Annotated in this window: 15 protein-coding genes; all 15 read left to right on the forward strand. The window is 60.0% G+C overall.

What is annotated here, in order from left to right; translation table 11 throughout:
* Positions 1-101: 101 nt before the first annotated feature.
* The 15 genes from iscR (at position 102) to N8H22_RS08120 (ending at position 12,228) form a co-directional block, all read left to right on the forward strand.
* Positions 102-593, forward strand: a complete 492-nt coding sequence (gene iscR / locus N8H22_RS08050; protein ID WP_264590096.1) for a Fe-S cluster assembly transcriptional regulator IscR — start codon at positions 102-104, stop codon at positions 591-593.
* Between the two features lie 33 nt (positions 594-626).
* On the forward strand, positions 627-1,841 hold the full coding sequence (locus N8H22_RS08055; protein ID WP_264590097.1) for an IscS subfamily cysteine desulfurase: 1,215 nt from the start codon (positions 627-629) through the stop codon (positions 1,839-1,841).
* Positions 1,842-1,884: 43 nt separating this feature from the next.
* On the forward strand, positions 1,885-2,271 hold the full coding sequence (gene iscU, locus N8H22_RS08060) for a Fe-S cluster assembly scaffold IscU (RefSeq protein WP_043296172.1): 387 nt from the start codon (positions 1,885-1,887) through the stop codon (positions 2,269-2,271).
* Between the two features lie 11 nt (positions 2,272-2,282).
* Positions 2,283-2,606 carry an iron-sulfur cluster assembly protein IscA gene (iscA, locus tag N8H22_RS08065; protein WP_264590098.1) on the forward strand — a complete coding sequence of 108 codons (324 nt, stop codon included), beginning with the start codon at positions 2,283-2,285 and terminating at the stop codon, positions 2,604-2,606.
* A gap of 7 nt (positions 2,607-2,613) precedes the next feature.
* On the forward strand, positions 2,614-3,135 hold the full coding sequence (hscB, locus tag N8H22_RS08070; protein ID WP_264590099.1) for a co-chaperone HscB: 522 nt from the start codon (positions 2,614-2,616) through the stop codon (positions 3,133-3,135).
* 42 nt (positions 3,136-3,177) lie between these two features.
* Positions 3,178-5,040: a Fe-S protein assembly chaperone HscA gene (gene hscA, locus N8H22_RS08075; protein ID WP_264590100.1), complete on the forward strand. Its 1,863-nt coding sequence runs from the start codon at positions 3,178-3,180 to the stop codon at positions 5,038-5,040.
* Positions 5,041-5,045: 5 nt separating this feature from the next.
* A complete protein-coding gene (gene fdx / locus N8H22_RS08080; RefSeq protein WP_264590101.1) occupies positions 5,046-5,384 on the forward strand; it encodes an ISC system 2Fe-2S type ferredoxin in 339 nt (112 codons plus the stop codon).
* A gap of 16 nt (positions 5,385-5,400) precedes the next feature.
* Positions 5,401-5,601 (forward strand): Fe-S cluster assembly protein IscX, encoded by a 201-nt coding sequence (iscX, locus tag N8H22_RS08085; protein ID WP_264590102.1) that lies wholly within the window; start codon positions 5,401-5,403, stop codon positions 5,599-5,601.
* A gap of 154 nt (positions 5,602-5,755) precedes the next feature.
* A complete protein-coding gene (gene ndk, locus N8H22_RS08090) occupies positions 5,756-6,187 on the forward strand; it encodes a nucleoside-diphosphate kinase (RefSeq protein WP_102839840.1) in 432 nt (143 codons plus the stop codon).
* A gap of 19 nt (positions 6,188-6,206) precedes the next feature.
* Entirely contained in the window at positions 6,207-7,355 is a 1,149-nt protein-coding gene (rlmN, locus tag N8H22_RS08095) for a 23S rRNA (adenine(2503)-C(2))-methyltransferase RlmN (protein ID WP_264590103.1), read from the forward strand.
* A gap of 11 nt (positions 7,356-7,366) precedes the next feature.
* Positions 7,367-8,125 carry a type IV pilus biogenesis/stability protein PilW gene (gene pilW, locus N8H22_RS08100; RefSeq protein WP_264590104.1) on the forward strand — a complete coding sequence of 253 codons (759 nt, stop codon included), beginning with the start codon at positions 7,367-7,369 and terminating at the stop codon, positions 8,123-8,125.
* Complete coding sequence (locus N8H22_RS08105; RefSeq protein WP_264590105.1) at positions 8,122-9,138, forward strand: RodZ family helix-turn-helix domain-containing protein; 1,017 nt, start codon at positions 8,122-8,124, stop codon at positions 9,136-9,138. The genes pilW and N8H22_RS08105 overlap by 4 nt, the downstream gene beginning before the upstream one ends.
* A gap of 2 nt (positions 9,139-9,140) precedes the next feature.
* Entirely contained in the window at positions 9,141-10,253 is a 1,113-nt protein-coding gene (gene ispG, locus N8H22_RS08110; RefSeq protein WP_264590106.1) for a flavodoxin-dependent (E)-4-hydroxy-3-methylbut-2-enyl-diphosphate synthase, read from the forward strand.
* A 16-nt stretch (positions 10,254-10,269) separates the two neighbouring features.
* Positions 10,270-11,559 carry a histidine--tRNA ligase gene (hisS, locus tag N8H22_RS08115; RefSeq protein ID WP_264590107.1) on the forward strand — a complete coding sequence of 430 codons (1,290 nt, stop codon included), beginning with the start codon at positions 10,270-10,272 and terminating at the stop codon, positions 11,557-11,559.
* Positions 11,560-11,586: 27 nt separating this feature from the next.
* Positions 11,587-12,228, forward strand: coding sequence for a tetratricopeptide repeat protein (locus tag N8H22_RS08120; protein WP_264590108.1), 642 nt, complete (start codon positions 11,587-11,589; stop codon positions 12,226-12,228).

The following is a 12,228-nucleotide window of genomic DNA, read 5'->3' on the forward strand; positions in this document are numbered from 1 at the left end:
GTCGTGTAACTAATTCCCGAGTAATTTAATAGGGCTTATAGTTGACCTAAATACTCGGGAATAGCATAATTGCGCCAAACCGTGATGCTTGGTGCAAGCCGATGCGATTGACCACTAAAGGCCGTTATGCCGTAACCGCCATGCTCGATTTGGCGCTGCATGCGCAGCATGGGCCGGTTTCCCTCGCCGACATTTCGGAGCGGCAGGGCATCTCGCTTTCTTATCTCGAGCAACTGTTTGCCAAACTGCGGCGTGGCAGCCTTGTCACCAGTGTGCGCGGGCCGGGCGGCGGCTATCAGCTTTCGCGCGACATGGCGGGTATCCAGGTTGCTCAGGTGATCGATGCAGTCAATGAATCCGTCGATGCAACTCGGTGCCAAGGGCTTGGCGGTTGCCACTCCGGTGACACCTGCCTGACTCATCACCTGTGGTGCGATCTGAGTCAGCAGATTCACGAATTTCTAAGCGGTATCAGCCTTGCGGACCTGGTCCAGCGCCAGGACGTGCAGCAGGTTGCATTGCGCCAGGATCTGCGCCGCGCCAATGGCGGTTCGCCGCAGCTGGATAAGATCGAAGCGTCCGCCGTCGAGTGAGCCGGGCGACTGCCTGATTTAGGAGAGAACCGAATGAAATTGCCGATTTACCTGGATTATTCCGCTACCACTCCGGTCGATCCGTGTGTCGCCGCGAAGATGATCGAATGCCTGACTATCGATGGCAATTTCGGTAATCCGGCGTCGCGCTCCCATGCCTTCGGCTGGCGAGCAGAGGAGGCAGTGGAAAATGCGCGGCGCCAGGTGGCGGAGCTGGTCAATGCCGATCCGCGGGAGATTGTCTGGACTTCCGGTGCGACCGAGTCCGACAACCTTGCGATCAAAGGTGTCGCGCATTTCTATGCCTCCAAGGGCAAGCACATCGTTACCACCAAGATCGAGCACAAGGCGGTGCTGGATACCACCCGCCAGCTTGAGCGTGAGGGTTTCGAAGTCACCTATATCGAGCCGGGTGAGGACGGCATCATTACTCCGGCAATGGTTGAGACAGCGCTGCGCGATGACACCATTCTGGTTTCGGTGATGCATGTGAACAACGAGATCGGCACGATCAACGATATCGCGGCCATCGGCGAGCTGACTCGCTCTCGCGGCGTACTGTTCCATGTCGATGCCGCCCAGTCGACCGGTAAGGTCGAGATCGATCTGGAGGCCATGAAGGTCGATCTGATGTCTTTTTCAGCGCACAAGACTTACGGGCCGAAGGGCGTGGGCGCGCTTTATGTGCGTCGCAAACCGCGTGTACGTCTCGAAGCGCAGATGCATGGCGGTGGGCACGAGCGTGGTATGCGCTCCGGCACGCTGGCGACCCATCAACTGGTTGGCATGGGCGAGGCGTTCCGCATTGCGAAAGAAGAAATGGCGCAGGAGAACGAGCGTATCCGTGGGTTGCGCGACCGCTTCTTCAAGCAGGTGGAGCATCTCGAGGAGTTGTACGTGAATGGCAGCATGACCGCTCGCGTGCCGCACAACCTCAATCTGAGTTTCAACTATGTGGAAGGCGAGTCGCTGATCATGGCGCTCAAGGATTTGGCGGTTTCCTCCGGGTCTGCCTGCACCTCTGCATCGCTCGAGCCTTCTTACGTACTGCGCGCCTTGGGGCGCAACGACGAGCTGGCACATAGCTCGATCCGTTTCACCTTCGGCCGCTTCACCACCGAAGAAGAGATCGACTACGCCGCGAACAAGGTGAGCGAGGCGGTAACCAAATTGCGCGAGCTTTCCCCTCTGTGGGACATGTTCAAAGACGGTATCGACATTTCCAAGGTCGAGTGGCAGGCCCACTGATCGCGTCGAGTTCCGCAACGCTTGATTCAAAGAGGATTGCACCATGGCTTACAGTGAAAAGGTCATCGACCACTACGAAAATCCGCGCAACGTCGGCAAGTTCGACGCCGAGGACCCGAACATCGGGACTGGGATGGTTGGCGCTCCGGCGTGCGGTGACGTAATGCGTTTGCAGATCAAGGTAAACGAACAAGGCATCATCGAAGACGCCAAGTTTAAAACCTATGGTTGCGGCTCGGCGATCGCTTCCAGCTCCCTGGCTACGGAGTGGATGAAGGGTAAGACGCTGGAGGAAGCCGAAACCATCAAGAACACCCAGCTCGCCGAAGAGTTGGCGCTGCCACCAGTGAAGATTCACTGCTCGGTGCTTGCTGAAGACGCGATCAAGGCAGCAGTGCGCGACTATCGCGAGAAGAAAGGCCTGCTCTAAGGAGGTTGTCGATGGCTATCACCATGACCGAAGCTGCTGCTCTGCACGTTCGCCGGTCGCTCGAGGGGCGCGGTAAAGGGGTTGGGGTGCGTCTGGGGGTGCGGACCACCGGCTGCTCCGGCCTGGCTTATGTGCTTGAGTTCGTCGATGAGACGGCGGCAGAGGATGCCGTGTTCGAGAGTCATGGCGTCAAGGTCATCATTGATCCGAAGAGCCTGGTGTACCTCGACGGTACCGAGCTCGATTTCGTTCGCGAAGGGCTCAACGAAGGCTTCAAGTTCAACAACCCGAACGTGCGTGGCGAATGTGGCTGCGGCGAGAGCTTCAATATCTGAGGGCGCTGTGGGCAATCCCTGTCATTACGCACTGTTCGATCTCCAGCCCGATTTCGATGTCGATCTCAACGATCTTTCGGTGCGTTACCGCAATCTTGCGCGCCAGGTTCATCCGGATCGGTTCGCGGATGCCGGTGAATCCGAACAGCGCCAGGCGCTGGAGCGCTCAGCCAACCTCAACGAGGCCTACCAGACGCTGAAAAGCCCTGCGCGACGGGCTCGCTATCTGCTGAGCTTGGATGGGCATGATCTGCCGCTGGAAGCCACTGTGCAGGATCCGGCGTTCCTCATGCAGCAGATGCACTGGCGTGAGGAGTTGGAAGAGTTGCACGAGCGGGCCGATCTCGCCGGTGTGACGGCTTTCAAGTTGCGCTTGAAGGATGCACAGCTTGCGTTGGATGAGCGCTTTGCGCAGGTCTGGCGCGATGCCGCGTTGCGCGAAGAGGCCGAGCGTCTCGTGCGCCGCATGCAGTTTCTCGACAAGCTATCCCAGGAAGTGCGCCAACTCGAAGAGCGCCTCGACGATTAACCCTCGCGTGGCGCTTGGCGCTGCGCCCGATGTCAGACTGATATGGCCTTACTTCAGATTGCCGAGCCCGGTCAAACTCCCCAGCCCCATCAGCGACGCCTCGCCGTCGGGATCGACTTGGGAACTACCAACTCACTTGTTGCTGCGCTGCGCAGCGGGGTCACCGCTCCGCTGGCCGATGCCGAGGGGCGGGTGATCCTGCCATCCGTGGTGCGTTACCACGCCGATCGCATCGAGGTTGGTGACAACGCCAAGCTGGCCGCCGCCGACGATCCTTTCAATACCATTAGTTCCGTCAAGCGGCTGATGGGGCGGGGGCTTGCCGATGTGAAGCAGTTGGGCGACCAACTGCCTTATCGTTTCCGCGAGGGCGAGTCGCAGATGCCCTTCATCGAGACGGTGCAGGGGCCTAAAAGCCCGGTGGAGATATCTGCCGAGATTCTGGGTGAGCTACGCCGGCGTGCCGAGGCTACCTTGGGTGGCGATTTGGTCGGCGCGGTGATCACGGTTCCGGCGTATTTCGATGATGCGCAGCGACAGGCGACCAAGGATGCGGCGCGTATTGCCGGTTTGAATGTGCTGCGTTTGCTCAATGAGCCGACTGCGGCGGCCGTCGCCTACGGGCTTGACCGGCAGGCGGAGGGGGTGGTTGCCATCTACGATCTGGGCGGTGGCACGTTCGATATCTCCATTCTGCGGCTTACCAAGGGTGTATTCGAGGTGTTGGCCACGGGCGGTGATACTGCTTTGGGCGGTGACGACTTCGATCATGCGGTGGCTGGCTGGATCCTTGGACAGGCGGGCATCTCTGGTGATCTGGAGCCTGGTGCCCAGCGTGAGCTATTGAAGACCGCCTGTAGCGCCAAGGAGCGGCTGACCGATGTTGATGCTGTGGGCGTCGCATATGCTGACTGGCGGGGTGTGCTTGATCGCTCCACCTTCGATGCGCTGATCGAGCCGATGGTTGCTCGCAGTCTCAAGTCCTGTCGGCGTGCGGTGCGGGATTCGGGCGTCGAACTGGAAGAGGTCGGCGCCGTCGTCATGGTTGGCGGCTCGACACGAGTGCCATTTGTGCGCAGTTCAGTGGGGCAGATGTTCGGTCGTGAGCCGCTGACCGATATCGATCCTGACGAAGTGGTGGCGATCGGCGCGGCCATCCAGGCCGAAACTCTTGCGGGCAACAATCGCGATGGCGACGAGTTGTTGCTGCTGGACGTGATACCCCTGTCGTTAGGGCTGGAAACCATGGGCGGCCTGATGGAGAAGATCATTCCGCGCAACACTACTATTCCAGTTGCGCGTGCCCAGGATTTCACCACTTACAAAGATGGTCAGTCGGCCATGATGATTCACGTGTTGCAGGGCGAGCGTGAGCTGATCAGCGACTGCCGCTCGCTGGCGCGCTTCGAGTTGCGCGGCATCCCACCGATGGTCGCCGGCGCAGCGAAGATCCGTGTGACTTTTCAGGTTGATGCTGATGGCCTGCTGAGCGTTTCCGCGCGCGAGCTGGCATCGGGTGTCGAGGCCAGCATCCAGGTAAAGCCCTCCTACGGGCTGACCGATGGCGAGATCGCGCGCATGCTCGAGGACTCGTTCCGCAAGGCTGGCGAAGACAAGCAGGCGCGTGCTCTGCGCGAGCAGCTGGTCGATGCCCGGCGTTTGCTTGAAGCCGTGGATGCGGCGCTCGCAGCCGATGGTGAGCGCCTGCTGAGCGCCGAAGAGCGGGTGGCGATCGAGGCGCAAATGGGAACGCTGCGTGCCATGCTCGACAGCGAGGATGGTGTGGCGATCGAGCGTCAGATCAAACGACTCAGCCAGATAACCGATGCCTTTGCTGCGCGTCGGCTGGATTCAACCGTCAAGGCCGCTCTGGCCGGGCGACGGCTCAACGATATCGAGGATTGACCTAGATGCCGCAGATCATCTTTCTGCCCAACGCCGAGCATTGCCCCGAGGGTGCCGTAATCGAGGCGCAAGCCGGTGAGACTGTACTGGATGCCGCTCTGCGCAACGGTATCGACATTGAGCATGCCTGTGAAAAGTCCTGTGCCTGCACCACTTGTCATGTGGTGATTCGCGAAGGCTTCGGCAGTCTTGAGCCGTCCGATGAGCTGGAAGACGACATGCTGGACAAGGCGTGGGGGCTGGAGCCGACCTCGCGGCTCTCCTGTCAGGCGGTCGTCGACAATGTCGATCTGGTCGTGGAGATTCCGAAGTACACCATAAATCAGGTTTCCGAAGGGCACTGAGGCGAGGAGGGCATTCATGAGTCTGCATTGGACCGATGTACTGGATATCGCCATCGAGCTGACGGAAGCCAAGCCGGATGTCGATCCGCGCTACGTGAACTTTGTCGAGTTGCATCGTTGGGTGGTCGAGCTTCCGGATTTCGGCGACGATCCCCAGCGTGGTGGCGAGAAGGTGCTTGAGGCGATCCAGGCAGCATGGATCGAAGAGGCACGGTAGCCTTCAGACTCGTTGCGCTACCGCTGTCATGCTCCACCGCAGGGGCATGCGCTTCTTCCTCGTGGCCGCTGGCTACCCTTATGTTTTGGCCCGAACCCGCGTATGATTCGCGGGTTTACTCGTTTGTTTTAACCCATCAGTTTTGGAGTCCTACATGGCCCTGCAACGCACCTTCTCCATCATCAAGCCTGACGCTGTCGCCAAGAACGTGATCGGCGAAATCACCACCCGTTTCGAGAAGGCCGGCCTGCGCGTCGTCGCTTCCAAGATGGTTCAGCTGTCCGAGCGCGAAGCTGCTGGTTTCTACGCCGAGCACAGCGAGCGTGGCTTCTTCAAGGACCTGGTTGCCTTCATGACTTCCGGTCCGGTCATTGTTCAGGTGCTGGAAGGCGAAAACGCCATTGCCAAGAACCGTGAGCTGATGGGTGCTACCAACCCGAAGGAAGCTGCTCCGGGCACCATCCGCGCCGACTTCGCTGTCTCCATCGACGAGAACGCCGTTCACGGTTCCGATTCGGAAGCCTCGGCCGCCCGCGAAATCGCCTACTTCTTCGCTGCCACCGAAGTGTGCGCACGCATTCGCTGAGTGAGCGAAGGTGAATCCAATGATTGCCACGACCGGTAAGGTGAATCTGCTGGGCCTAACCCAGCCGCAACTGGAAAGCTTCTTCGAGTCCATCGGAGAGAAGCGTTTTCGCGCCGGTCAGGTGATGAAATGGATTCACCACTTTGGCGTCGATGATTTCGATGCCATGAGCAATCTTGGCAAGGCCCTGCGCGAAAAGCTCAAGGCCTGTGCCGAGATTCGCGGCCCGGAGATCGTCAGTGAAGACATCTCCAACGATGGCACCCGCAAATGGGTGGTACGTGTCGCTTCGGGCAGCTGTGTGGAGACGGTATATATCCCGCAGGGCGGTCGCGGCACGCTATGCGTTTCGTCGCAGGCCGGCTGTGCGCTGGACTGCAGCTTTTGCTCCACTGGTAAACAGGGTTTCAACAGCAACCTCACCGCTGCCGAAGTGATCGGTCAGGTGTGGATTGCCAACAAGTCTTTCGGCACCGTCCCGGCGAAAGTCGATCGCGCCATTACCAACGTGGTGATGATGGGGATGGGTGAGCCGCTGCTGAATTTCGACAACGTGGTCGCCGCCATGCAGATCATGATGGATGACCTCGGTTATGGCATTTCCAAACGCAAGGTCACTTTGTCGACGTCAGGCGTGGTGCCGATGATCGACGAGCTGGCCAAAGTCATCGACGTTTCCCTGGCGCTGTCGCTGCACGCGCCGAACGACGCCTTGCGCGACCAGTTGGTACCGATCAACAAGAAGTACCCGCTGGAGATGCTGCTGGCCGCCTGTCAGCGCTACATCTCGAGGCTGGGCGAGAAGCGCGTACTGACGATCGAGTACACGCTGCTGCAGGGGGTCAACGATCAACCCGAGCATGCCGAGCAGATGATTGCACTGCTGGCCAAAATTCCCTGCAAGATCAATTTGATTCCGTTCAATCCATTCCCTCATTCCGGATATGAGCGGCCAAGCAACAATGCCATCCGCCGTTTTCAGGACATCCTGCATAAAGCCGGGCACAATGTGACGGTGCGTACGACTCGCGGTGAAGATATCGATGCCGCGTGCGGTCAGCTCGTCGGTCAGGTGCTGGACCGTACCCGTCGGAGCGAGCGTTATATCGCCGTGCGTGAACTTCAGGCCGAGCCTGATGCTGTGCGTACTGCTTCGAACCGATCCTGAGGGGGATACTGATGACCTTGCGCGTTGCGCTGCTGTTTCTATTGGCCTGCCTGATGGCAGGTTGTGTGTCGTCCGGGAATGTCGATCCGCTTAAGACCGAGGAAGGTCGTCAACAGGCGCGTGATGCCTATATCCAGCTCGGTATCGGTTATCTGCAGCAAGGCGCCGCGTCGCGAGCCAAGACGCCGCTGCGCAAGGCCCTCGAACTCGATCCGCGCAGTGCCGATGCGCATGCCGCCTTGGCGCTGGTTTTCCAGACTGAAATGGAAAACGATCTTGCCGACAAGCACTATCGCGAAGCGCTGGCCAACCGTAAGGACGCCCGAATTCTCAACAATTACGGCAGTTTTCTGTTCGAGCAGCAGCGCTATGCGGAGGCACTCGAACGCTTCACCGAGGCGTCCGAAGACAATCTTTACACGGAGCGCGCCAGGGTCTTTCAGAATATGGGCATGACCGCGTTGAAGTTGAATCAACCGGAGCTGGCCGAGAAGTATTTTACACGTGCGCTGCGTCTGGATAGTCGTCAGCCCGGCGCACTTCTGGAGCTGGCGCTGCTGGCGTATGAAGCCAAGCAGTACGTCCCCGCCAAGGATTATTACGACAGCTTCAGCCGGCTTTCCGAGCAGAACGCCCGTAGTCTGTTGCTTGGGATCCACTTGGCCCATATCCACGGGAATCGCGACAAGGCGGCGAGCCTGGCACTGCAGCTCAAGCGTCTGTATCCCGGAACGGCCGAATACCAGCAATATCTTTCGGAGCAACGATGACAGCGCCGCACCAAGAGTCCGTCGCGATGGTCGCCAATCCGGGCGAAACCCTGCGTACGGCACGTGAGAGCAAGGGTTGGTCGCTCGCATCCGTCGCCCAGCAGCTTAATCTGTCGGAGCGCTCGTTGACGCAAATCGAGGCAGGCGACTTTAGCCAGCTTCCCGGGCATACCTTCGCCCGAGGTTACGTTAGGGCTTATGCGAAGCTGTTGGGTCTGGATCAGAACCGGCTCGTCCAAGAGTTCGATCAACATACCGGCACCGACGCTTCGGGCAGCAGTGTCATCAGCCTCGGTCGCATCGAGGAGCCGGGACGATTGTCACGCAGCGTCATGCGCCTGTTCGGCTTTGCTCTACTGGTGATCATCGCAGGTGCCAGTTGGTACTGGTGGCAGGAGCGTTCGCAGCGTGCGGAGAGTGCTCCCGGCGTGACCGCGCTGGAACGTATCGAAGTGGAGACTGCGGACGGCACCACACAGATTCACATGCTCGACCGGGCGGAAGAGCAGGCGAGCGAGGATGGTGGTCCGGTGACCGAAGGTGGCGATGAGCTGCCGCTGTCAACGGATGAGCCGTCCGAGACGGCGATAACGTCGCAGGCTGAGGATGCCCCGTCGGAAGTGACGGCGCCCGCTGAGGATAGCGAAACGTTACCTGTCGAAGATCCCGTATCAACTATTACGGCGCCGCCGGCGTCCGCACCTACCGCTCCCGAGACCAGCGAGCTGCTAGCAGCTTCGCCGGCTGAATCGGCAAATAGCCCGGCTGCCGGTGAGGCGCGCCTGGTGCTGCAGTACAGCGCTGATTGCTGGACACGCGTGACCGACGTCGATGGTCGTGTTCTTTATAGCGCGCTAGCCAAAGCCGGGAGCGAGCGGATCGTTACCGGCAAGGCTCCGCTCGATGTTCACCTTGGCTACGCGCGTGGCGCGCAAGTCAGTTACAACGGTGATGCCGTCAATCTTGCCCCGTACACCCGCGGCGAGACGGCCCGCCTCAAGCTGGGACAGTAAACATGCATTCCGAGTCTCCCATCAAGCGACGCCAGTCTCGCAAGATCTGGGTCGGTAACGTTGCCGTCGGTGGCGATGCACCGATTTCGGTGCAAAGCATGACCAACACCGAGACCTGCGATGTCGACGCTACGGTCGGACAGATCCGCCGTCTGGCCGACGCCGGTGCGGATATCGTGCGTGTTTCGGTTCCCTCGATGGACGCCGCCGAGGCTTTCGGCAGGATCAAGCAGCAGGTTCAACTACCGCTGGTTGCTGATATTCACTTCGACTATCAGATCGCACTGCGCGTCGCTGAGCTGGGTGTCGACTGCCTGCGCATCAACCCCGGCAACATCGGTCGTGAGGATCGTGTGCGGGCAGTGGTGGAAGCGGCACGTGACAAAGGGATCCCGATCCGTATCGGCGTCAACGCAGGTTCGCTGGAAAAGGATCTGCAGAAGAAGTACGGCGAACCGACCCCCGAGGCACTGGTCGAGTCGGCGTTGCGTCACGTTGAGCATCTGGATCGCCTCAACTTCCCTGATTTCAAAGTCAGCGTGAAAGCCTCGGACGTATTCATGGCCGTCGAGGCATATCGGCTGCTGGCCAAGCAGATCGAGCAACCGCTGCATCTGGGGATAACCGAAGCTGGAGGTCTGCGCTCCGGGACGGTGAAATCGGCAGTCGGTCTGGGCATGTTGCTTGCCGAGGGAATCGGCGACACCATCCGCATTTCGCTCGCAGCCGATCCGGTGGAAGAGATCAAGGTCGGTTTCGATATCCTCAAGTCGCTGCATCTGCGTTCGCGCGGTATCAATTTCATCGCCTGTCCAAGCTGCTCACGGCAGAATTTCGATGTGGTCAAGACCATGAACGAACTCGAGGCACGCGTCGAGGATCTGCTGGTTCCGTTGGACGTCGCGGTCATTGGATGCGTGGTCAATGGTCCCGGGGAAGCCAAGGAAGCGCATATCGGGCTGACCGGCGGCAGCCCGAGCAACCTGGTCTATATCGACGGCAAGCCGGCACAGAAGCTCAACAACGAGAATCTTGTCGATGAGCTGGAGCAACTGATTCGCCGCAAAGCCGCTGAAAAAATCGAAGCGGACGCCGCGCTTATCGCGCGCAGTTGATTGTTAAGGAATCCCTTTGAGCAAGTCCCTGCAAGCCATTCGTGGCATGAACGACATTCTGCCGGCGCAGACCCCTACCTGGCGTTATCTGGAGGGCACCTTCGCGCAGCTGCTCGATAGTTACGGTTACAGCGAAATCCGTCTGCCCATCGTCGAGTACACCGAGCTGTTCGCGCGCGGAATCGGCGAGGGTACCGACGTGGTGGACAAAGAGATGTACACCTTCCGAGATCGCAACGAAGAGTCGCTGACGTTGCGTCCGGAAGGCACGGCTGGCTGTGTCCGTGCAGTACTCGAACATGGTCTCACCGGCGGTGGCCAGGTACAGAAGCTGTGGTACACCGGGCCGATGTTTCGTTACGAGAAGCCGCAGAAGGGCCGTTATCGCCAGTTTCACCAGATTGGCGTGGAGGTCTTCAACCAGCCTGGGCCGGATGTCGACGCCGAACTGATCGTGCTTACCGCACGTTTGTGGAAGCAGCTCGGCATGGCCGAAGCGGTGACGTTGCAGCTCAACAGCCTGGGTTCCAGCGAAGCGCGCGCCGCCTACCGGGATGCGTTGGTAGCCTATCTGCAGCAGCGCTTCGAGCAGCTTGACGAGGACAGCCAGCGGCGCTTGACCACTAATCCGCTGCGCATCCTCGACAGCAAGAATGCGCAGACGCAGGCGCTGCTGGCCGATGCGCCGACCTTGCATGACTATCTCGATGATGAATCGCGCAGTCATTTCGAAGGACTCAAGGCGCGTCTGGACGCGGTCGGTGTCGCCTATGAGATCAATCCGAAGCTAGTGCGCGGGCTGGATTATTACGGTCGCACCGTGTTCGAGTGGGTAACCGACAAGCTGGGTGCGCAAGGCACCGTCTGTGCTGGCGGACGCTATGACGGGCTGGTCAGTCAGTTCGGTGGCAAACCCACACCGGGCGTCGGTTTCGCCATGGGGGTCGAGCGGCTGGTGCTGTTGCTGGAAACTCTTGGGCTGGTCCCTGACGCTCTGAACCGTCCTGCACATGCATTCATTTGTGCATTCGGGGAAGCGGCCGAGTTGGCGGCGCTGGCGTTGGCCGAGCGCTTGCGTGATTCGCTGCCGGGATTGCGCCTGCTGGTTAACGCCGGCGGGGGCAGCTTCAAGAGCCAGTTCAAGAAGGCGGACAAGAGCGGTGCGCGCTACGCGCTGATTCTGGGTGAGGACGAACTGGCTGGACGCGTGGTAGGTTGCAAGCCGCTGCGCGATGACAGCGAACAACAAAGCATTGCCTGGGATGCTCTGCCCGAGCGTCTGGCTGCCTGCCTCGAGCAGGTCTGAGACTAAGCGAATGAAAGGAGTGACAGCGTGACCTCGGGTACCGAAGAAGAACAACTGGCGCAAATCAAGGAATGGTGGCAGCGCAACGGCAAGCCCTTGCTCGTCGGCGGCGTACTCGCCCTGGTGCTGGTGTTCGGCTGGCAGCTCTGGCAGAACCATCGGGTCAATCAGGCACAGAGCGCGTCCGTGCTGTATCAGCAATTGCTGGTAGCTGCGCTGGAGTCTGGCGAGACCGATGCTGCTGAGGTGGCGCGACTGGGTAACCAGCTAAAGAAAGATTTTGCCGGCACTCACTACGCTCAGTACGGCAGCCTGTTTCTTGCCAAGGTGGCAGTCGACAGTGGTCGCCTCGATGAAGCGGCGACGGTGCTCCGTGCGGTGGTCGACAAGCCTGCCGACGCGACGCTCGGCGAGCTGGCGCGTCAGCGCCTGGCCCGCGTGCTTGCAGCGCAGGAGAAGGCCGAGGACGCACTCAAGCTGCTCGAGGGTGAGGCTGACCAAGCCTTTGCCGCGAGTCGCGAAGAGCTGCGTGGGGACCTGCTGGTACAGCTGGGCCGCGAAGACGAAGCTCACGCTGCCTACACCAAGGCCAAGCAAGCGCTGTCGGAGGAGGCTGCGATTGGTGGCCTGCAACTGAAACTCGATGATCTGGCCCGAGGGGAGGCGTAA

Origin of the sequence: Stutzerimonas sp. S1, assembly GCF_025966695.1 — a bacterium.
In the GTDB taxonomy this organism is placed as follows: Bacteria; Pseudomonadota; Gammaproteobacteria; order Pseudomonadales; family Pseudomonadaceae; genus Stutzerimonas.

Bases quoted from the DNA above. Each gene is read 5' to 3' on its own strand.
- N8H22_RS08105 (WP_264590105.1), top strand. From the start codon at position 8,122: ATGACAGCGCCGCACCAAGAGTCCGTCGCGATGGTCGCCAATCCGGGC.
- rlmN (WP_264590103.1), top strand. From the start codon at position 6,207: ATGATTGCCACGACCGGTAAGGTGAATCTGCTGGGCCTAACCCAGCCG.
- ndk (WP_102839840.1), top strand. From the start codon at position 5,756: ATGGCCCTGCAACGCACCTTCTCCATCATCAAGCCTGACGCTGTCGCC.
- iscR (WP_264590096.1), top strand. From the start codon at position 102: ATGCGATTGACCACTAAAGGCCGTTATGCCGTAACCGCCATGCTCGAT.
- fdx (WP_264590101.1), top strand. From the start codon at position 5,046: ATGCCGCAGATCATCTTTCTGCCCAACGCCGAGCATTGCCCCGAGGGT.
- hscA (WP_264590100.1), top strand. From the start codon at position 3,178: ATGGCCTTACTTCAGATTGCCGAGCCCGGTCAAACTCCCCAGCCCCAT.
- N8H22_RS08055 (WP_264590097.1), top strand. From the start codon at position 627: ATGAAATTGCCGATTTACCTGGATTATTCCGCTACCACTCCGGTCGAT.
- pilW (WP_264590104.1), top strand. From the start codon at position 7,367: ATGACCTTGCGCGTTGCGCTGCTGTTTCTATTGGCCTGCCTGATGGCA.
- ispG (WP_264590106.1), top strand. From the start codon at position 9,141: ATGCATTCCGAGTCTCCCATCAAGCGACGCCAGTCTCGCAAGATCTGG.
- iscX (WP_264590102.1), top strand. From the start codon at position 5,401: ATGAGTCTGCATTGGACCGATGTACTGGATATCGCCATCGAGCTGACG.
- iscU (WP_043296172.1), top strand. From the start codon at position 1,885: ATGGCTTACAGTGAAAAGGTCATCGACCACTACGAAAATCCGCGCAAC.
- iscA (WP_264590098.1), top strand. From the start codon at position 2,283: ATGGCTATCACCATGACCGAAGCTGCTGCTCTGCACGTTCGCCGGTCG.